This window comes from Nonomuraea sp. SBT364 (genome assembly GCF_001083785.1).
GTDB lineage: Bacteria > Actinomycetota > Actinomycetes > Streptosporangiales > Streptosporangiaceae > Nonomuraea.
This window is the reverse complement of sequence record NZ_LAVL01000015.1, coordinates 84823-103260: the sequence shown is the minus strand read 5'-3', so window position 1 is coordinate 103260 and position 18438 is coordinate 84823. Positions and strand designations below refer to the sequence as shown.

Here is an 18438-nt window from a genome sequence, read left to right as displayed (position 1 = left end):
TCAGATGTGAATAAGAGACACCCCCGACACCGGCAGCCCGGGCCCGGCGGGCGGGGGCGCGGCACCCGCCGAGTGACCCCCCAGACGGGCAAACCATGGGCTCGCGTAACGGCGGGCGACCACCATCCGGTCAGCGGCCGTTCCCCTGGAGGCCCCCAGCCGAAGTACGGCGACTGGCCAGACCCGGCCTGCCGTAAAACAAAGAAGGGTTCAGGTCACGTGCGTCAGCGCGTCCCAGACGTTTTCGGCCTCGACCACCTCAAAGCCCGGCGCGAAGGAAACAGGCCCGACGGGAACGAGGGAGCGCTGCCCGTTGGGCTTGCGGGTGGCCTCGTTGAGGGAGCCCGCCGGGACCAGCCCGCGTTTGAAGCCCATGCGCGCGGCCTCCGACAGGCGGCGGCGGACGTCCTTGACGGGCCGCAGCTCGCCCGCCAGGCCCACTTCGCCCAGGGCCACGAGGCCGGCGGGGAGGGGTTTGTCGCCGGCGGCGCTGGCCACCGCCAGCATGACCGACAGGTCGACCGCCGGGTCGGCCAGTTTGATGCCGCCGACCGTGGCCGTGAACACGTCGCAGCCGCCCAGGCGGGCGTTGAGCCTGCGCTCCAGGACGGCGAGGATCATCTGCACCCGGTAGGTGTCGAGGCCCGAGGAGGTGCGGCGGGGCTGCTGCGCCTCGGTGCGGGCGACCAGGGCCTGGACCTCGGCCGGGAGGGGCCGGGTGCCTTCGACGGTGACGGTCACGCAGGTGCCGGGCACCGGGCTGCTGCGCCGGGAGACGAACAGGCCGCTCGGGTCGGTGATGCCCTCGATGCCGCGTTCGTGCAGGTCGAAGCAGCCGACCTCGTCCGTGGGGCCGAACCTGTTCTTGATCGCGCGCACCATGCGCAGCCGCGAGTGGCGGTCGCCCTCGAAGTTGAGCACCACGTCGACCAGGTGCTCCAGCGTGCGGGGCCCGGCGATCGAGCCTTCCTTGGTGACGTGGCCGACGAGCACGGTGGCCATGTTGCGCTCCTTGGCGAGGCGGACCAGGTTGGCCGCGACCTCGCGCACCTGCGTCACGCCGCCCGGCACGCCGGTGGCCTGCGCCGAGCCGACCGTCTGGACGGAGTCGACCACGAGCAGCCTCGGCTGGACCTTTTCCACGTGGGCCACCAGGGCGGACAGCTCCGTCTCGGCGGCCAGGTAGAGGTCGTCGCGGATGGCGCCGATGCGGTCGGCGCGCAGCCGGACCTGGGCGGCGGACTCCTCACCCGTCACGTAGAGGACGGTGTCGCGCTCGGCGATGCGGGCCGCCGCCTCCAGCAGCAGCGTCGACTTGCCGATGCCCGGCTCGCCGGCCAGCAGCACCACGGCGCCCGGCACCAGGCCGCCGCCGAGAACCCGGTCGAGCTCGCCGACGCCCGTGGTGCGCGCGGCCGCGACCTCGGCCTTGACCTGGCCGATCGGCATCGCCGGGGCGGTGGTCGCGCCGGCCTGGACGACGTGCGCCCCGCCCCGGGCGCCCTCCTCGTCGACCGTGCCCCACGCCTGGCACTCGCCGCACCGGCCCACCCACTTCGTGGTGCGCCACCCGCACTCGGCACAGCGATAACCGGGCTTCTGCGCTGTCTTGGCCATGTCGAGCAGGGTAGCGGTCGGGGCCGACAATCTTCCCCCGCCACAGGGGCGCGGATCAGAGCGGGTGGACGCGGAAGATCGTGGCCAGCGGGTTCATGAGAATGCTGTCGGGGACGGCCTGGTAGCCGGGCAGGGACGGCAGGTCGTGGCTCTGCTCGAAGACGCGGACCTGGGCCGGGCCCGGAGGCAGGGTGAGGGTGACGCGCAGGTCTTCCGGCGGGGCGTGGTAGGCGAAGCCGGTGCTGGTCAGGGACCTGCCGTTGACGGTGATCCGGGCGGGCGCGGCGCCGGGGGCGAGGCTGAGACCGGTGACGGGGGCGCCGCCGGTCGGTTTCAGCCGCAGCGTGAGGGTGCGCTGGGTGGCGGTCGTCTCGTCCTTGAGCACCGCGAGCTCGGGGGCGCGGAGGGACGCGGGGCCTGCCGGAGTGGCCGTCCAGGTGCCGGACGTGAAGAAGTGTTCGCTGCCGGGGGTGGCGGTGGCCGAGCGGGTGCCCCAGACGGCCCGCCCGGCGCCGGCGTCCATGGCGTACGCGAGCCGCACCTGCCGGGGGTGCGCGGCGTCGAAGCGGTCGACGACCAGACCGGCGGCCAGGAGGACGACGGCGGCGGCCGCGACCGTCAGGGGCGGCAGGAAACCACGTCGCTCCCTGGGCCCGCCGGCCGGGAGCAGGTGGTCGACGAGGGGGAGCAGGAGCAGGGTGAAGAGGGCGAAGTGCGGGGCGGCGATCATGCCGCCGATGCCCAGGCCCACGTCGAGGGAGGTCAGGGCGGCGGCGCCGAGCAGGAGCACGGCGGGCGCCAGGCCCACGGTGAGGGCCACGGCGGGCAGGGCGGTGCCGGGCAGGCGGCGGGAGACCAGCCAGCCGGCGGCGGCGAACAGGGCGGGCCAGGCCGGCGTGTGCGCGCCGCCCGGGAGGAGCGCGGCCGACACGACCCCCAGGACGGCCACCAGCAGCAGGGACCCGGCGGCGAGCGCGGTCGTGCCGAGGCGGCGCAGGGCTCCGCGCCAGACCAGGACGACGGCGGCGGTGAAGGTCAGCAGGGCCGCCTGGTAGAGCCACGGGCGATAGGGGTCGCCGGTGAACATGTCGGCGTAGGCGGGCCTGATGAGGGCGAGCAGCGGCATCAGGCCGTAGCCGGCGGCGGCCGACAACAGGACGGGCACCAGCGCGAGCAGGGAGGCGGCGAGGGTCCGCGGCAGCGAGGCGGTGTCTTCCCTGCCCAGGGCGGGGCGGCGGAGGGTCCAGGCCAGGGCCGCCGCCAGGGCCAGGACCGCCAGGGCGATCGGGAGCTCCAGCCAGAGCGGGTAGCGGATCAGCGTGCCCGGAACGGTGAAATATACGGACTCCTCCCCGGTCCGCAGCTTCGTCAGGTCCGCCACGGACAGGGCCCGGGCGACGCCGAGGGTGTTGTCGCCCATCTGCTGCAGGCTGCTCAGGCTCAGGTGGGCGGGGTCGTCCAGCGGCGAGTGGTAGTAGGCGCCGCCGCCAACGAAGGCCGAGTCGAGGCCCAGCCACCCCGCCTCGTCGAAGACGTGGAAGTCGGTGTTGTTGGGCAGGATGCTCAGCAGCGCGGCGAAGGCCGAGTCGGCCGACGGATGCGGGGCGGCCGTGCCGTACAGGTCGACGAGGGGCGCCGAGCCCGGTGAGGCGCGGAACATCTGGACGGCACCGCGCACGCCGCGGGCCTCGTTGTTGACCACCACGACGGTGCCCTTGGCCATCGGGTCGTCGCGGGCGAACGCCTCGGCACCGAGGAGGCCCTGCTCCTCGCCGTCGGTGAGGAGGACGACGAGGTCGTTGCGCGGGCTCGGCGGCAGCGACCTGACGACCTCCAGGACGGTCGCCACGCCGGCGCCGTCGTCGGCGGCGCCGGGAGCGGCCGGGACGGAGTCGTAGTGGGCGGCCAGGACGACGCGGCCGGTCGGGTCGGTGCCGGGACGGACGGCGACGATGTTGCGCATCGTGCCCATCGGGGTGACGCCGTCGATGTCGAGCGGCAGGACGCCGACGCCCTCCTGGACGCGCACCTCCAGGCCGAGGGCGCGCAGCTCGGCGACGAGATGCTCGCGGACGCGGGTGTGCTCGGCGGAGCCGGTCGGGTGCGGGGCGCGGGCGATGGCCTTGACGTGCTCGTGCGCCCTGACGGCCTGGAAGCCGTCGCCGGAGGCTCGCGGGGCCGGGGGCGCGAGGCCCGTGACGGTGAGCGCGAGCAGGGTGGCCAGCGTGAGCAGGCCGATCAGGGCGGAGCGGAACATGCGGCCACGTTAGGTCGCGGGGGTGGTGCGGCGAATCAGCCCAGGGGACGATTCGCCGCGTAGATCCAAGGGATTACGCGAGGCCGAGGTCGTTGACGAGCAGGCGCTTGGGGCGGGCCCCGACGACCTGCTTGACCGGCTCGCCGCCGTCGAAGAGCAGCAGCGTGGGGATGCCCATGACGCCGTAGCGGGCCATGATCTCGGGGTTCTCGTCGGTGTTGAGCTTGCCGATGGTCAGGCCGTGCTCGGCCTCGATCTCGGCCAGGACGGGCGCGACCATCCGGCAGGGTGGGCACCATTCGGCCCAGAAGTCGACGAGCACCGGCTTGTCGGCCTTGAGCACCTGCTCCTCGAAGTTGTCCGTGGTCAGTTCGATCATCGCTTTCCTCCAAAGAACGGGCAGGCCCCGGCGAGCTGGGCCGACACCTCGGCGCGGCGGGTGAGCAGGACGCGGATCTGGTCGTCGATCTCCGACAGCTTGCGCTGGTAGACGGCGACCGAATCGGGGCAGGAGCCGCCCTTGCTGTGCCCGGCGCGCAGGCACGCGACGAACGGGCGGGTGTCTTCCAGCGTCAGCCCGACCGACAGCAGCATGCGGATCTCCGACACGAGCTTGACGTCGTCCTCGGAGTAGTCGCGGTAGCCGTTGGCGGCGCGCCTGGCGCTGAGCAGCCCCTGCTGCTCGTAGTAGCGGAGCGAGCGGGTGCTCACCCCCGTCCGTTCGGCCAGCTCTCCGATGCGCATGACCCCACGGTAAACGTTGACACCGACGTCAAGGTCAAGCCGTCAGTAGAAACGCCAGCGCAGCACGTTCGGGTAGGGCAGCTCCAGGCCGGGTGTCTCGGCGATGGCCTGCTCGGCCACCTCGGGCGCGAACTCGATGCGCAGCACCGCCTCCAGGTCGGCCCGGCGTTCGAAGGCCATCCGCAGGTCGAGCGGCTGCCGCTGCCATCCGTGCCGGACCCAGAAGTCCTCCACGGCGCCCGCCGAGTAGGTCGGCACCGTCCGCTGGAACCAGCGGCCGAACGCGCCCCGGGCGGCGTCCAGGTCGATGACGAAGGCCGCCCCGCCGCGCCGTACGACCCGTGACAGCTCGCGCAGGCCCGGCTCGCAGCCCGGCCCGAAGAAGTACGCCCAGCGCGCGACGGCGACGTCGACCGAGGCGTCGGGGAGCGGCAGGTCCTGCGCGGTGGCGGCGTGCACCTGGACGGCGGGGAGCGCGGCGCAGCGGCGGCGGGCCAGCGCTGCCAGGTCGCCGTGCGGCTCCACGCCGATCACCCGGGCGGCGTGGCGCGCGTAGATCGGCAGGTGGAAGCCGGTGCCGCAGCCGATGTCGAGCAGGGTCGCGCCGTCCCACGGACGCAGCGCGCGGATGGCCGCGTCGGCGGCGCCATCGGGATCGACGGCGCGATTTTCCAGCTCGTACACCTGCGGGGTGTTCCAGATGTTGGGGCTGGGAATGGCGCCTTTCGCGATCCTGGGCATGGCCCAACCGTAGGGGCTGGCGCGCCATATCCCGTCAACCGGCTTAGGCTGGCAGCGTGGCTGATGTCATCCGCGTGCCCAATGCGAAGATCGCATTGTCGACCGCTTCGGTATATCCGGAACGCACTCCCGATGCGTTCGAGCTGGCGGCCCGCCTGGGCTACGACGGCGTCGAGATCATGGTCGGCGCCGACCCGGTGAGCCAGGACATCGACGTGATCGAACGGCTGTCCGAGCACTACGAGATCCCGGTCCTGGCGATCCACGCGCCCTGCCTGCTCGTCACGCAGCGCGTGTGGGGGCGCGACCCGTGGGCCAAGCTGGTCAAGGCGCAGAAGGCGGCCGAGCGGCTGGGCGCCTCGACGGTCGTGGTGCACCCGCCGTTCCGCTGGCAGCGCGACTACGCGCGCGACTTCGAGACCGGCCTGGCGCGCATGCGTGACGAGACCGAGGTGACCTTCGCGGTCGAGAACATGTTCCCGCTGCGCGCCAGGGGCAACGACGTGGTCCCCTACTCGCCCGACTGGAACCCGACCGACTACGACTTCCCGCACGTCACGCTGGACCTGTCGCACACGGCGGTGTCCGGCAGCGACGCCATGGAGATGGCCACCAAGCTCGGCGAGCGGCTGGCCCACGTGCACCTGGCCGACGGCCTCGGCGTCACCAACAAGGACGAGCACCTGGTCCCCGGCAGGGGCAACCAGCCGTGCGCGCCGCTGCTGGAGCGGCTGGCGGGCTCCGGCTACGGCGGTCTCGTCGTGCTGGAGATCAACACCCGTAAGGCCGCCAGCCGCACCGAGCGGATCGACGACCTCGCCGAAGGGCTGGCCTTCGCCCGCCTGCACCTGGCGGCCTCGCGATGAGCGTGGGGCCGATGCGGAAGCTCGGCAAGGTGTTCGACCGGGTCGCCGACGCCTACGACGCGGCCCGCCCTACCTATCCCGACGAGCTCTACCAGGTGATGTCGGAGGTGTCGGGCGTCGACCTCGACGGCGCGACGGCGGTCGACGTCGGCGCGGGCACGGGCATCCTGACGCGCGCCCTGCGGGCCCGCGGCTCCCGGGTCGTGGCCGTCGACCCGGGCGCGGAGATGCTGGCCCGCCTGCGGTCGCGGGCAGGGGCGGGCGGTACGGCCGCCGTGCTGGCCGACGGCAACGCGCTGCCGCTGGCCGACGGCGTGGCCGACCTGGTGACCTACGCCCAGTCCTGGCACTGGCTCGACCCGGTGGCCTCGATCGCCGAGGCCAGGCGGGTGCTGCGGCCCGGCGGCGCGATCGCCGGCTGCTGGAACCTGGCGCACGCCGCGCAGGCCGGCTGGCTGGCGGCCTACGAGGAGCGGCTGGCCGGGGCGTGCCCCACCTACTGGGGCCCGGCGCTGGAGGAGTGGTCGGTGCCGCCGATCGCCGCCGCGTTCGAGGTGGTCGCGGAGCGGTGGATCCCCTGGACGAGGCTGGTGGGCATCGAGGACTTCCTGCTCGACCTGCGCTCGCACTCCTACATGGCGGCGCTGTCCGCCGGGGAGGCCGACGAGCTGGTCGGGCGGCAGCGGGCGGAGCTGACGAGGGAGTTCCCGGCGGGCGTGCTGTCGGTGCCGATGCGCGTCTACCTGGCGGTGGGCCGGTGACGGTCAAGCGACGGCCGGGGCGCAGGCCCGGGTCGGCCGACACGCGCGGCGAGATCCTCAGCGCCGCCAGGAAGGTGTTCGCGGAGAAGGGGTTCGACAAGGCGACGGTGCGCGGCATCGCCAGGGAGGCGCACGTCGATCCGGCTCTCGTGCACCACTACTTCGACACCAAGGAAGGCATGTTCGCGGCGGCGATGCGGTTGCCGATCACTCCGGACGTGGTGATCCCGGCGCTGCTGGAGGGGCCGCGGGAGGAGCTGGGCAGGCGGCTGGTCACGCTGATCCTGACCGTGACGGCCGAGCCGGAGACGCGCGAGCCGATGATCGCCCTGGTGCGCTCGGCCGTGACGAACGAGCACGCCGTGACGATGTTCCGTGAGTTCATCACCAACGCGCTGCTCTACCGGGTGGCCGACGAGCTGGACGTGCCGCACCTCCGGATCGAGGCGGCCTTCTCGCAGATGTTCGGCGTGATCATGGCCCGCTACGTGCTCAAACTGGAGCCGATGGCCAGCGCCGATCCCGAGGAACTGGCCGAACTGCTGGGGCCGACGATTCAACGCTACTTCACCGGGTAGAGCATTGTTCTAGAGGCGGTCCTGACCGTAAGGTGAGTGGCGGGTTACCTCGTGAATGTTACCGGCGGGTAGGATTCCGGGGAGGCCAGGTCAGTACGCTGACAGCCATCGTCGTCTGTGGGAGGACCCGTGCTCTGGGTAGCCATCATCGGGCTCGTGATGACCGTCGTGGCGGTCGCCATGGCGGGCCGCCGGGCGCTGTTCCTGTTCAGGCTCGCGACGGTGGGCCCGCCGGCTCCCGAGCGGATCGCCTACGCCAAGGCGAACGTGGGCGCCGAGGTGAAGGCCCAGCTCGTTGAGGTGTTCGGACAGAAGAAGCTGCTGAAGTGGACGGCGTCCGGCGTCGCGCACTTCTTCGTCATGTGGGCGTTCTTCATCCTGCTGACCGTCTACATCGAGGCGTACGGCGCGATCATCCAGGGCGCGATCACCGGCAGGCCGAACTTCCACATCCCGCTCATCGGGACGTGGGGGGTCCTCGGCTTCCTGCAGGACTTCATCGCGGTCGCCTGTCTGCTCGGCCTGGTCGCCTTCGCCGTCATCCGGGTGAAGAACTCGCCGAAGACGCTCGGCAGGGGCTCCCGCTTCTCCGGGTCGCACCTGGGCGGCGCCTGGCTCGTGCTGTTCATGATCTTCAACATCATCTGGACGCTCTTCCTGGCCAGGGGCGCGGCGGCGGCCAACGGCAACTTCCCCTACTCCTCGGGCGCGTTCGTCTCGCTGCCCCTCGGCGACGCGCTGCCGCAGAGCGCGCTGCTGGAGGAGATCGCGCTGCTCCTGCACATCGGCTTCATGCTGGTGTTCCTGGTCATCGTGGTGAACTCCAAGCACCTGCACATCTTCACCGCGCCGCTCAACGTGCTGTTCTCCCGCCGCCCCGACGCCATGGGCGCGGCCCCCGAGCTGCGGGTCGACGGCAAGACCGTGGACTTCGAGGACGAGGACCTGGACCCCGAGCGGCTCGGCCGGGGCAAGATCGGCGACACCACGTGGAAGGGCTTCCTCGACTTCTACTCCTGCACCGAGTGCGGCCGATGCCAGTCGCAGTGCCCGGCGTGGAACACCGACAAGCCGCTGTCGCCGAAGATGCTCATCCTCGACCAGCGTGACCACGCCTTCGCGGTGGCCCCGTACCTGATGGCGGCGAGCAACGAGCACGCCGGGCAGGACGTGCTGGCGCTGCTGGAGAAGCCGCTCGTCGGCGAGGACGGCGTCATCCACCCCGACGTGCTCTGGTCGTGCACCAACTGCGGCGCCTGCGTGGAGCAGTGCCCCGTCGACATCGAGCACATCGACCACATCCTCGACATGCGCCGCTACCAGGTGATGGTGGAGTCGTCGTTCCCGTCCGAGGCGGGAGTGATGGTGAAGAACCTGGAGAACAAGGGCAACCCGTGGGGCATGTCCGAGATGAAGCGGGCCGACTGGATCGAGGAGCTGGACTTCGAGGTCGAGCTGGTCGAGGACAAGATGCCCGAGGGCACCGAATACCTGTTCTGGGTCGGTTGCGCGGGCGCCTTGGAGGACCGGGCCAAGAAGACCACCAAGGCCGTGGCCGAGCTGCTGCACATCGCGGGCGTCAAGTTCGCGGTGCTCGGCCCGATGGAGGCGTGCACCGGCGACCCGGCCCGCCGCCTGGGCATGGAATACCTGTTCAACATGCTCGCCCAGCAGAACATCGAGACGCTCAACGAGGCGGGCGTCAAGAAGATCGTCGCCACCTGCCCGCACTGCTTCAACACGCTGGCCAACGAATACCCGCAGCTCGGCGGCACGTACGAGGTCGTGCACCACACGCAGCTGCTGTCGAAGCTGGTGGACGAGGGCCTGCTCACCCCGATCACGCCGATCGAGGAGAAGATCACCTACCACGACCCGTGCTTCCTCGGCCGCCACAACAAGGTCTATTCGCAGCCCCGCGACATCATGTCCAAGGTGCCCGGCGTGCAGACCCAGGAAATGCACCGGCACAAGGACCGCGGCTTCTGCTGCGGCGCCGGCGGCGCCCGGATGTGGATGGAGGAGCGCATCGGCAAGCGCATCAACACCGAGCGGGTGGACGAGGCGCTGACCACCAATCCCGACACGGTTTCCACCGCTTGCCCGTTCTGCATGGTGATGCTCGGCGACGCCATCAACGAGAAGAAGAACAACGGTGAGGCCAAGGAGTCGCTGGAGGTCGTGGACGTGGCCCAGCTCTTGATCAAATCGGTCAAGAGCCCTTCCTGACGCGGAAAGTCGGACTCCTCCACACCTGGTTGTGGAGGAGTTTCGCACGTCAGAAGGGGCGATCCCCGGAAATCTGCCATCCACATAACGGGAAAATCACGGTAACCTCAACGTCGCATGGCTCTATTCGACGGGGAGGGGGGCACGCGTGAGCGTCGTCGTGACCGATGCGGAAGTCACCCTGGCCGACGTGCTCTCCCTGCGACTGGCCATGCCCGAGCCGCTGCGGTCCGGCACCGAGCTGGTGCTCAGGCACCGCACCACCGGCGTCGAGCGTGACGTGCTGCTCGGCACTCCGGGGGCCACCGCCCGCGAGGCCACGCTGGCCGTGTCGCTGGCGCCGCTGCTGCTCAGCGCCGGCCGGTGGGACGCCTACCTGCGCCACGACGGCAAGCGGACGCGGCTGCGCAGCATCGACCCGGGCTTCTCGCTCGACCACCTCGACGCGTACGCGCTGTGCAAACGCACGCTGGCCTACCGCTCCTACCGCACCCGCAACGGCTATCTCGCCCTGAAGATCGACGACGCCGAGCCGGTGGCGGAGGTCCGCGCGGTGTGGTTCAGGGAAGGCCGCTTCGAGGTCACCGGCCTGCTGGCCTACACCGGCCTGGAGGACGACGACTCCCGCCACGAGGCCATGCTGGCCCTGCAGCGCAGGCAGACGGGCGCGCGCGTGTGCGCCGCAGCCACCGTGCAGGGGGTGCGCTTCCACGCCGCGTTCTCGCTGGTCGACGTGCTCGCGGCCGACCCCGAGGCGGTCGGCACCTGGGAGCCGTCGCTGGAGGTCGACGGCGTGCCGGAGCCCCTGCGGCTGGGCGCCTGGCTCGACGACGTCGACGGCAAGCGCCGCCGCCTGCACTACCCGTCGGCGCGGGTCGACGGCGTGCCCATCCGGCCCTCCTACACGGCCGACGACGAGCTGCGCATCGAGGTGGGTGGGTGAAGGTCAGCCTGGTCCTCTCCTCCGCGTACGGGATGCGTGGCGACGTCCGGTCCACGCTCAACCTGGCCACCGCGCTGGCCCAGCGGCACGAGGTCGAGGTGATCAGCCTCAGGCGGCAGAAGGAGAAGCCGTTCTTCCCCGTCGGCCCGAACGTGACCATGCGCTCGGTCATCGACGCCAGGCCCGGCGTTCGCCATCTGCTGCCGCGCGGGCAGGTGCGCACGGAGGTGGCGCTGTGGCGCATGTTGCGCAGCCTCAGGAGTGACGTTCTCATCACCACCAGGCCCGGGTTGAGTGTCCAGGCCGCCAGGCACGCGCCGCGCGAGACCCTGCGCATCGCCCGCGAGTGGGCCCGCCCCGCCGTGCCCGGCCCGGTCAGGAAGCACTACCCGCGCCTCGACGCCGTCGTCACCGCCACCGAGTCGTCGCAGGAGGAATGGCGCAGGCTGCTCGACGGCGGCCCGTCCGTGCACACCGTGCCGGACGCGCTGCCCAGCGCGCCCTGGCCGCGCTCGCGGATGGACAACCGCATCGTGGCGGCCGGCGGCCGCTGGGTGCCCGCCAAGGCCTACGACCGGCTGATCAACGCCTTCGCCATCGTGGCCGACAAACGCCCCGACTGGCGGCTCAGACTGTACGGGGGCGGTCCCGAGGAACGCAGGCTGCGCGCGCTCGTCAGCGACCTGGGCCTGCACAACCACGTCTACTTCATGGGCACCACGCCCGACCTGGCCGGGGAGTTCGCCAAGGCGTCCATCGTGGCCAACAGCTCGCGCAGCGCCGACCTGGGCATGACCGTGCTGGAGGCGATGGGCTGCGGGGTGCCGGTGGTGGCGTTCGAGGGGGCCAGGGGGCCGGCCGAGTTCGTGGCGACCGGCTACAACGGCGTGCTCGTCCCGGAGGCCGCCGGTGAGGCCGAGATGCTGGCCGCCGCGCTGCTGTCGCTCATCGACGACGAGCGCAGGCGGCGCTCGCTGGCGGCCGGGGCGCTCGACACGGCGATCAGGCACGCCGCCGACGAGGTGGGCGAGCAGTGGGAGAAGCTGATCGCCGATCTCCGCTGACCCATACGGGTAACGGGTACCGTAGGACCATGCATGGGTACAGCGGAGACAAGCAGGCTTATCTCACCCGGCTCAGGCGGATCGAGGGCCAGATCAGGGGCCTGCAGCGGATGGTCGACGACGACGCCTACTGCATCGACGTTCTCACCCAGGTCTCCGCCGCCACGCGGGCGCTGCAGGCGGTGGCGCTCGGGCTGCTGGAGGAGCACATCTCCCACTGCGTGGCCGACGCGATCGCCACCGGCGGGCCGGAGGCCGACGCCAAGGTCAAGGAAGCGTCGGCGGCCATCGCGCGGCTCGTCCGGTCCTGAAAAGAACTAGTCAGGATGAGCCATTCCAGATAAGCAGTGTCCCGGACCCCTGAGGAGTCCGGGACCAGGTCATGTCATCTTCTTCAGCGGCTCGCCGAAGTCCGCAATCCGAGCGCGTCGTCGAGCTCGTCCAAGGTAAGCCGCCGCTCGCTTACTGCGACGGCGGTGAGCACCTCGGCGTAGAGCGCAATCTCGTCCAACGCGACACGGTCATGGACCCGAGAGTCCAGGTCATCGTGCCCCACCGCGTCGTCCTTCCTTCCGCAGCCCACACCCTCTTCGAGGTTACGGCGCGGCCCCTTCCGGCGACATGGCCCATCGGGGTCATTCCTTCCGCCGTCACCCGGGCCACAGGAGGATCATTTCCTGATACCGAGATCACAATTCAGCGAATTGCCGGTTGGGTGGAGTGTTAGAGGGATAAGGGCGGGGCTGGAGTGAAATATTGGCATTAGTGGTTTATGGGTGGCTTGTCGTCCCGCTCGTGGATGAGCCTGCGCACCAGCGCCGCCGCCCCCGCGAACCCCCGCTCCGGCACCCGCGCCCCGGACACCCTGCTCCAGGCCAGCCCGACGGCGTAGGCCGCCCCCAGCACCGCCGCCACCCGCCCCCTGTCCGCACTCCCCTCGTACGCGTCATCCCCGGACGGCGGCTCCCCGGCCCGGGGGCGGTCGGGCCCGGCGCCGGGCAGCGGCCCCGGACGGACGGGGAAGCCGTCGGGCTGGGTGTGTTCGGCGGCCGAGGTGCTGGTGAGGCCGGCTCGGTGGAGGTCGTCGTAGGCGCGGCGGAGGCGGTGGTCGAGGCGGGCGGGGAGCAGGCCGCGGGAGTCGGAGAGGTCGGCCAGGTGGGCGGCGGCGGCCCGCGGCGGGTCGGGCGTGAACGCCAGGGCCTCCAGCAGGTCGTAGACGGTGTGGGCGAGGTGCGCGTCGGGGTCGGTGTCGGGGAGGAGGGCCCGGGCCAGGCGGGGCGGGCAGCGGGCCAGCCAGGCGCGCAGGACCGCCTGGTCGTCGAGGAGGTGGTCGTCGAGGCCGGGCCGCTGCAGCGTGGGCTCGGTCATGGTGAGGAGCGCGAGCGCGCGCGGACGGAAGCGGGCGTCCGAGAGCAGGATCTGGGCCGTGTCGGCGATGAGCGCGGTCAGGCGGAGCGCGGCGCGCGGATGGCCGGCGCGCTGCCGTTCGGCGACGAGGCGGACGAGGTCGGTCAGCGGCGGCGCGGGCAGCCAGCGCACCCACTCGTCCCCGGGCAGCGGCCGCCGCAGGAACTCGCCGAAGGCGGTGAGCAGCCGCTCGTTGCCGTCGAACGCGGGCGCGTAGGCGCACCACATGATCGTCCCCCAGACGGCGGCCACGGTGCCCGGCACGTCGGCGGCGAAGATCTCGTCGAAGGCGGTGAGCGGGTATTCGGGCTCGGCCTTGCCGCAGTTGGCCCGCAGCAGCTCCCTGATCCCCGCGCAGAGCCGGTCGGGCACGTCCGGGCCGACGAACGCCTGCGTCGAGCCGGGTTCGGCGGCGAAGTCGGGGCCGCGCGGGATCAGGTCGGAGGGCAGCGCGGCGGCGGCGTGCCCGGCGCGGCGGGCCGGCAGGTCGCGGGGCGGCGGCGCGGGGTGCCAGCGGCCCCCGGCCGGGTCGTGCAGGTGCCAGCGGGCGTGCGCGGCGAACAGCCACCGGTCGCCGTCGGCGGTGACCAGCGCGTGAGAGGCGATCCGGTAGGCGCGCGCGGGCTCCGGCAGCTCCGCCCAGCGCGGGCCGGCGACCACCGCGCGGACCTCCGCCTCGACGGCGGTGAACGCATTCCACGGGCGCACGGCGGCCATCGTACTGGGCGAACTCGAATCACCCGCGGCCGGAACACGGCAGAATGGCCGCTATGAGGGCAAAGATGGCGGGGAGTGTGATGGCTTTGTGCGTGGTCGCGGGGTGCGGCACGGCGACGACGGCGCAGCCGCCGACGACCGTCCCCGGCGTGCTCACACTCGCCAAGGCCTCGCCACCGGCGCCCGGCGGCGAGGTGGGCGGGGGGTCGACCGAGTTCGACACCGCCACCGACCTGTCGATGTGGACCAAGCTGAGCGAGACCGAGAAGGACATCGACCGGATCGCCGCCCTCGACGTGGACAAGACCGCCAAGGGCGCCCTCTATCTGGAGCCGAAGACGTCAGCCTGGTTCGACGGCTTCCGCGGCCCGTTCGTCTATCAGGAACTGGCCGGCGACATCGTCATGCACGCCCGGGTCAAGGTCGAGGGCAAGAAGGGCGGCAAGCCCAAGCGCAAGTTCTCGCTCGGCGGCCTGATGGCCAGGGTCCCGGGCTCGTACGCGAACCCGAACTGGATGTCCGTCACCACCGGCACCGGCGACAGGAGCGGCCGGGTCGAGGTGAAGTTCACCAGGGACGGCAGCTCCAAGCCGCAGGAGCTGGCCGTCGAGGGCACCTGGGTGGAGCTGGTGCTGGCCCGGGTGGGCCGGGTCGCGGTCGCCCTCTACAAGGACGAGGGCGGCGCGTGGAAGGTCGGCAGCCGCTGGCCGTCGGAGCTGCCCGAGGTGCTGCAGTGGGGCGTGACCGCCTACACCGACTGGGACAGCTACAGCACGCTCAAGAAGGACGCGACCAAGGGCAACGCCAAACAGGTCAGGGGCGTGCCCGACCTGAAGCTGACCGTCGACTACGTCCGGTTCCTGCGGCCGGAGATGCCCGAGTACGCCGACCCGCTCAACACCGCCTCGGTGTCGGACGAGGTCCTGATCAAACTGTTGACGCCTGCCGGTGCCTGAGCGCCTTGGCCATGTAGGTGTCCGGCGTGCGGGCGAAGGACGCCCGGTCGTCGTCGGTGAGCTCGCGCACGATCTTTCCCGGCACACCGGCGACCAGCACCCCGGACGGGATCTTCTTGCCGGGGCCCACCAGGGCTCCGGCGGCCACCAGCGTGCCCGCGCCGACGCGGGCGCCGCCCAGCACGATGGCCCCGATGCCGATCAGCGCGCCCGACTCCACGTGGGCGCCGTGCACCATGGCCTTGTGCCCCAGGCTGACCCGCGACTCCAGGATCGCGGGCTCACCCGGATCGGAGTGCAGGCAGCACAGGTCCTGCACGTTGCACTCCTCGTCGATCTCTATCCGCTCATCGTCCCCTCGCAGAACGGAGCCGTACCAGATGTTGGACGCCCTGCCGATCGACACCCTGCCGACCACGACCGCACCGGGGGCGATGTAGGCCTGAGGATGGATGTCAGGAACAGCCCCGTCGTCCAATGCCGCGATGTACATCTGCCACATCGTAATTCCCATCTCTCCTCAGGCGTTCCGGTTGCGGAGGTGGGCAGATGGCAGGAAAGTCGACTCTTAACGTCTCGTCGTCAGACCCTCACAACCCGCAGTTTTCCCCGCCTCACGCAACCCCTTAGGTAGAGCATGACAAACCGGCACGAGAGCATTCCCGATCTGATGCAAGAGGACACCTTCGAGGTCGTGATGCGCGGCTACAACCGCCGCCAGGTTCACGACTACATGATCCGCACCCGTAACCAAGTCAGGGATCTCGAAGAGCGGCTGGCGCGCGCGATCGACCAGGCCGAGCAGGGCCGGGTCGAGCTCGCGGAGGCCAGGCGGCAGATCGCCGAGGTGCCGCAGAACTTCAATCCCAGCACCCGGCTGGAGCAGATACTCAAGCTGGGCCAGGAAGAGGCGACGGCGCTGCGCGAGGATGCCGAGGCCGAGGCCACGGCGCTGCGCGAGGCCGCCAGGTCGGAGTCCGAGCGGGTGACGAGCACGGCCCGCGAGACGGCCGACAAGATCCTCACCTCCGCGCAGGCCGAGGCCGAGCGGCGGGTGGGTGAGGCCACCGAGGCCGCCGAGCGGATGCTGGCCCAGGCGGGCGCCGACGCCGAGGAGACGCGCGGCAGCGCCCGCGCCGAGGCCGAGAGCCGCCTGCGCGAGGCGCACGCCGAGGCGGAGCGCATGGTGACGTCCGCCCAGGCGGAGGCCGAACAGCTGGTCGGCGGTGCGCGCGCCGAGGCGGAGCGGCTCGTCACCACCGCTCAGGCCGAGGCCGAGAAGACGGTGACGGGCGCGCGGGCGGAGGCCGAGCAGACGGTCGCCGCCGCGCACGCGGAGGCCGAGGCGGCGCTCGCGACGGCGCAGCAGCGGGTCACCGCGCTGGACGAGCACGCCGGCCGGCGGGTGGAATACCTGACCAACACCCACACCGAGGTGGTGCGGCGGCTCAACGAGGTCAGCACCGTGCTGAGCGACCTCATGCGCAACGAGTCCGCCGCCGGCGCCCTCGTCGCCGACGCCACCCAGCCCGCGGTCGGCCCGGCCCCGCAGGACGACGTGCGGATCGTCGTCGAGCGGGAGGACGTGCAGGAACCGGTGGAGGAGAGCTCCGACGACACGGACGTGAACCTCGGCCGTCTCTCGGAGCTGCGCAAGTAGTCAGGAGCCGCGCACCGCGGCGAAGTGGAAGCCTCCGCCCCCGATCGGGTCGGAGGCTTCCACGTCAGGTGGCCCCGTTGGTGGCCCGGTGCCGGGGCCGCCGAGACGCAGGACCCGGCACCGGGCGGCTTGCGGGCGTGGGCCGGCGAGCACGGCCCACGCCTCAGGGAGGGGCGCGCCCCTCCTCCTCGCCGGCGCGCCGCTCCTGGTCCCGGAGCTGCTCGCGCAGTTGCTCCGGGTCGTCCGCGTCGATGGTCATCGCGCATCCGGCGTCGCGCTGGGCCGCGTCCAGCGGGTGGTGACGGGTGGCCCACCAGCGGCCTGCGTCGCTTCGCCAGATGGTCCACTTCGGGAACTCCCGGGCGATCTCTGCTAGATGCCGGTCAAAGGTCATCTGGTCAACCTTCCAGGGGCCCCTGTGCGAGGTTCCATCTCCTTCGAAGGTGCGGCACATCTCTAGAGACGTCAATGATCGTGGAGGACAGGTCAACCTAGCCTTCTTGACTCAGGCGTCGAAGTCGTACTGGAGTACGTAAGCGGCTGAGTCCAGGACCATCTCGTTGAGCTCGACGGGCAGGCCGCCCGCGGTGTAGGCGGTGCGGTCGATGACGATCACCGGGGTGCCGCCGGGCAGGCCGAGCATGACGCTCTCGCGGGGGCGGGGCATGCGGGCGCGCACCTCCTCGGTGAAGTGGGCGGGGGGCAGGCCGAGGTCGCTCAGCCTGGCGTAGACGCCGCCGGGCCCGATCTCGGCGGCGGTGATGGCGCTGCCCTCGACGAGCCGCGCCGGGAAGTAGGAGGTGGCGAGCTGCACGGGCCGGGAGTCGACGGAGTAGCGCCGCCTGCGCACCCAGACCTCGCGGCTCTCCAGCACGCCGGCGATCTCTTCGGGGGCCTCTTCGCGGGCCACCTCGACCTCGTCGACGGTGAAGGGGCGGCCGCGCGTGTCGGCCTCCCAGATGGATCGTCCCTGGCCCCACTGCTCGCGCGCCAGACGGCGGGAGCCGTGCCGGCGGATCGGTTTGAACAGTCTCACGTAGACCCCCGAGCCTCGCTTCGGCACCGCCAGCCCTTCGTTGATCAGTACCGCAAGCGCCTGCCTGGCGGTGGCCCGTGCGATTGCGTGGTCGGCCATGAGCGCGTTCTCGCCCGGCAGCCGGTCCCCGTCACGCAATTCGCCGGACAGGATCCGGGAGCGGAGGCCGTCGGCGATGCGTCGATAGATAGGGGGCTCGTGGGGTACCGGGGATTCAGACACTGTTCGATCACCCTCTGTCACCAAGCGGGTTTGGCGTCTCCAGAGAACTTGCCCCGTCTTGTCCACGATCGCACAGATACGGAGGTTGGTACCGAGCATTCTTTTGAGCGTTGTATGCCTCTGTGTCGATTAGTGCGGGTTTTCAGCGGCCCATTACCGGGAATATGACGTGGCCGAAACATGAGACGCCCACCAGCGGCGAGTAACCAACGCGGCGGCCACCGCGCCCAGCGTGTTGATCAGCACGTCGTCCACGGAGGAGAACCGGCCGAGCCGCAGGACGTACTGGAGGACCTCCACGAGGGCGGAGGCGCCCGCCGCGACGGCGGCCACGCGGGCGGTCGAGGCCATCCGCGCGGTGCGCACCGGCAGGAGCGCGCCCAGCGCCGCGAACACCAGCAGATTGCCCCCGACCTGCACGAACACGGTCTCCCACGGCGCGCCGGCGATCCAGGTGAGATCTCTGAACGGGACGAGGCTGACACCTTCCTGACCGGTGGCCGGGGTGAGGACCATCCAGATCCAGGGGGCGGTGCCGACCACGACGCCGACGTCGGCGAGGGCGGTGCGCAGGGGTGCCGGGTGGCCCCGGCGGGCCCGCCGGCGGGCCAGGAGCATGATTGCGAGCACCCCGAAAAAC

Annotated in this window: 19 protein-coding genes; 9 read left to right on the top strand and 10 right to left on the bottom strand. The window is 71.4% G+C overall.

Features of this window, described 5'->3' with window-relative positions:
• Positions 1 to 210: 210 nt before the first annotated feature.
• The 5 genes from radA to ADY59_RS10560 all read right to left on the bottom strand — a co-directional run bounded on the left by radA (position 211) and on the right by ADY59_RS10560 (position 5359).
• Positions 211 to 1617, bottom strand: coding sequence for a DNA repair protein RadA (gene radA / locus ADY59_RS10580; protein ID WP_049560756.1), 1407 nt, complete (start codon positions 1615 to 1617; stop codon positions 211 to 213).
• Between the two features lie 55 nt (positions 1618 to 1672).
• Positions 1673 to 3874 (bottom strand): M28 family peptidase, encoded by a 2202-nt coding sequence (locus ADY59_RS10575; protein ID WP_049560752.1) that lies wholly within the window; start codon positions 3872 to 3874, stop codon positions 1673 to 1675.
• A 73-nt stretch (positions 3875 to 3947) separates the two neighbouring features.
• A complete protein-coding gene (trxA, locus tag ADY59_RS10570; RefSeq protein WP_049560750.1) occupies positions 3948 to 4253 on the bottom strand; it encodes a thioredoxin in 306 nt (101 codons plus the stop codon).
• On the bottom strand, positions 4250 to 4618 hold the full coding sequence (locus tag ADY59_RS10565) for a MerR family transcriptional regulator (protein ID WP_049560747.1): 369 nt from the start codon (positions 4616 to 4618) through the stop codon (positions 4250 to 4252). Before ADY59_RS10565 ends, trxA begins: the two co-directional genes overlap by 4 nt.
• A 42-nt stretch (positions 4619 to 4660) precedes the next feature.
• On the bottom strand, positions 4661 to 5359 hold the full coding sequence (locus ADY59_RS10560; protein ID WP_049560744.1) for a class I SAM-dependent methyltransferase: 699 nt from the start codon (positions 5357 to 5359) through the stop codon (positions 4661 to 4663).
• A 56-nt stretch (positions 5360 to 5415) separates the two neighbouring features.
• Here ADY59_RS10560 and ADY59_RS10555 point away from each other — a divergent pair, with 56 nt between their 5' ends.
• From ADY59_RS10555 to ADY59_RS10525, 7 genes are all read left to right on the top strand, one after another.
• Positions 5416 to 6225 (top strand): sugar phosphate isomerase/epimerase family protein, encoded by an 810-nt coding sequence (locus tag ADY59_RS10555; RefSeq protein ID WP_049560743.1) that lies wholly within the window; start codon positions 5416 to 5418, stop codon positions 6223 to 6225.
• A gap of 11 nt (positions 6226 to 6236) precedes the next feature.
• Positions 6237 to 6986: a class I SAM-dependent methyltransferase gene (locus tag ADY59_RS10550; RefSeq protein ID WP_049560742.1), complete on the top strand. Its 750-nt coding sequence runs from the start codon at positions 6237 to 6239 to the stop codon at positions 6984 to 6986.
• Positions 6983 to 7564 carry a TetR/AcrR family transcriptional regulator gene (locus ADY59_RS10545; RefSeq protein ID WP_049560741.1) on the top strand — a complete coding sequence of 194 codons (582 nt, stop codon included), beginning with the start codon at positions 6983 to 6985 and terminating at the stop codon, positions 7562 to 7564. The genes ADY59_RS10550 and ADY59_RS10545 overlap by 4 nt, the downstream gene beginning before the upstream one ends.
• 129 nt (positions 7565 to 7693) lie before the next feature.
• Positions 7694 to 9793: a (Fe-S)-binding protein gene (locus tag ADY59_RS10540; RefSeq protein WP_049560740.1), complete on the top strand. Its 2100-nt coding sequence runs from the start codon at positions 7694 to 7696 to the stop codon at positions 9791 to 9793.
• A gap of 148 nt (positions 9794 to 9941) precedes the next feature.
• Positions 9942 to 10736 carry a hypothetical protein gene (locus ADY59_RS10535; protein WP_049560739.1) on the top strand — a complete coding sequence of 265 codons (795 nt, stop codon included), beginning with the start codon at positions 9942 to 9944 and terminating at the stop codon, positions 10734 to 10736.
• A complete protein-coding gene (locus tag ADY59_RS10530; protein WP_049560738.1) occupies positions 10733 to 11800 on the top strand; it encodes a glycosyltransferase in 1068 nt (355 codons plus the stop codon). The genes ADY59_RS10535 and ADY59_RS10530 overlap by 4 nt, the downstream gene beginning before the upstream one ends.
• Positions 11801 to 11829: 29 nt before the next feature.
• Positions 11830 to 12111 (top strand): metal-sensitive transcriptional regulator, encoded by a 282-nt coding sequence (locus ADY59_RS10525; RefSeq protein ID WP_049560737.1) that lies wholly within the window; start codon positions 11830 to 11832, stop codon positions 12109 to 12111.
• Positions 12112 to 12562: 451 nt separating this feature from the next.
• Here ADY59_RS10525 and ADY59_RS10520 read toward each other — a convergent pair whose 3' ends face one another.
• Positions 12563 to 13915: a hypothetical protein gene (locus ADY59_RS10520; RefSeq protein WP_156325415.1), complete on the bottom strand. Its 1353-nt coding sequence runs from the start codon at positions 13913 to 13915 to the stop codon at positions 12563 to 12565.
• A 62-nt stretch (positions 13916 to 13977) separates the two neighbouring features.
• On the opposite strand from ADY59_RS10520, the gene ADY59_RS10515 reads away from it, so the two are divergent.
• Positions 13978 to 14880: a hypothetical protein gene (locus ADY59_RS10515; protein ID WP_156325414.1), complete on the top strand. Its 903-nt coding sequence runs from the start codon at positions 13978 to 13980 to the stop codon at positions 14878 to 14880.
• On the opposite strand, the gene ADY59_RS10510 is transcribed toward ADY59_RS10515, so the two are convergent.
• Positions 14852 to 15373, bottom strand: a complete 522-nt coding sequence (locus ADY59_RS10510) for a gamma carbonic anhydrase family protein (protein WP_197093535.1) — start codon at positions 15371 to 15373, stop codon at positions 14852 to 14854. The genes ADY59_RS10515 and ADY59_RS10510 overlap by 29 nt on opposite strands.
• Before the next feature lie 177 nt (positions 15374 to 15550).
• Between ADY59_RS10510 and ADY59_RS10505 the strand changes: the two genes are divergently transcribed.
• Positions 15551 to 16540: a hypothetical protein gene (locus tag ADY59_RS10505; protein ID WP_053174607.1), complete on the top strand. Its 990-nt coding sequence runs from the start codon at positions 15551 to 15553 to the stop codon at positions 16538 to 16540.
• Between the two features lie 163 nt (positions 16541 to 16703).
• Here the strand turns inward: ADY59_RS10505 and ADY59_RS10500 are convergent, their stop codons facing one another.
• The 3 genes from ADY59_RS10500 to ADY59_RS10490 form a co-directional block, all read right to left on the bottom strand.
• Positions 16704 to 16934 carry a hypothetical protein gene (locus ADY59_RS10500; protein ID WP_049560733.1) on the bottom strand — a complete coding sequence of 77 codons (231 nt, stop codon included), beginning with the start codon at positions 16932 to 16934 and terminating at the stop codon, positions 16704 to 16706.
• Positions 16935 to 17045: 111 nt separating this feature from the next.
• Entirely contained in the window at positions 17046 to 17798 is a 753-nt protein-coding gene (locus ADY59_RS10495; RefSeq protein ID WP_049560732.1) for a GntR family transcriptional regulator, read from the bottom strand.
• 153 nt (positions 17799 to 17951) lie between these two features.
• Positions 17952 to 18416 (bottom strand): VanZ family protein, encoded by a 465-nt coding sequence (locus ADY59_RS10490; RefSeq protein ID WP_053174604.1) that lies wholly within the window; start codon positions 18414 to 18416, stop codon positions 17952 to 17954.
• Positions 18417 to 18438 lie beyond the last annotated feature (22 nt).

Excerpts from the sequence above, each read along its gene's own strand:
- radA (WP_049560756.1), bottom strand. The coding sequence starts at position 1,617 with ATGGCCAAGACAGCGCAGAAGCCCGGTTATCGCTGTGCCGAGTGCGGG.
- ADY59_RS10575 (WP_049560752.1), bottom strand. The coding sequence starts at position 3,874 with ATGTTCCGCTCCGCCCTGATCGGCCTGCTCACGCTGGCCACCCTGCTC.
- trxA (WP_049560750.1), bottom strand. The coding sequence starts at position 4,253 with ATGATCGAACTGACCACGGACAACTTCGAGGAGCAGGTGCTCAAGGCC.
- ADY59_RS10565 (WP_049560747.1), bottom strand. The coding sequence starts at position 4,618 with ATGCGCATCGGAGAGCTGGCCGAACGGACGGGGGTGAGCACCCGCTCG.
- ADY59_RS10560 (WP_049560744.1), bottom strand. The coding sequence starts at position 5,359 with ATGCCCAGGATCGCGAAAGGCGCCATTCCCAGCCCCAACATCTGGAAC.
- ADY59_RS10550 (WP_049560742.1), top strand. The coding sequence starts at position 6,237 with ATGCGGAAGCTCGGCAAGGTGTTCGACCGGGTCGCCGACGCCTACGAC.
- ADY59_RS10525 (WP_049560737.1), top strand. The coding sequence starts at position 11,830 with ATGCATGGGTACAGCGGAGACAAGCAGGCTTATCTCACCCGGCTCAGG.
- ADY59_RS10515 (WP_156325414.1), top strand. The coding sequence starts at position 13,978 with ATGAGGGCAAAGATGGCGGGGAGTGTGATGGCTTTGTGCGTGGTCGCG.
- ADY59_RS10510 (WP_197093535.1), bottom strand. The coding sequence starts at position 15,373 with ATGTACATCGCGGCATTGGACGACGGGGCTGTTCCTGACATCCATCCT.
- ADY59_RS10505 (WP_053174607.1), top strand. The coding sequence starts at position 15,551 with ATGCAAGAGGACACCTTCGAGGTCGTGATGCGCGGCTACAACCGCCGC.
- ADY59_RS10500 (WP_049560733.1), bottom strand. The coding sequence starts at position 16,934 with ATGACCTTTGACCGGCATCTAGCAGAGATCGCCCGGGAGTTCCCGAAG.
- ADY59_RS10490 (WP_053174604.1), bottom strand. The coding sequence starts at position 18,416 with ATGCTCCTGGCCCGCCGGCGGGCCCGCCGGGGCCACCCGGCACCCCTG.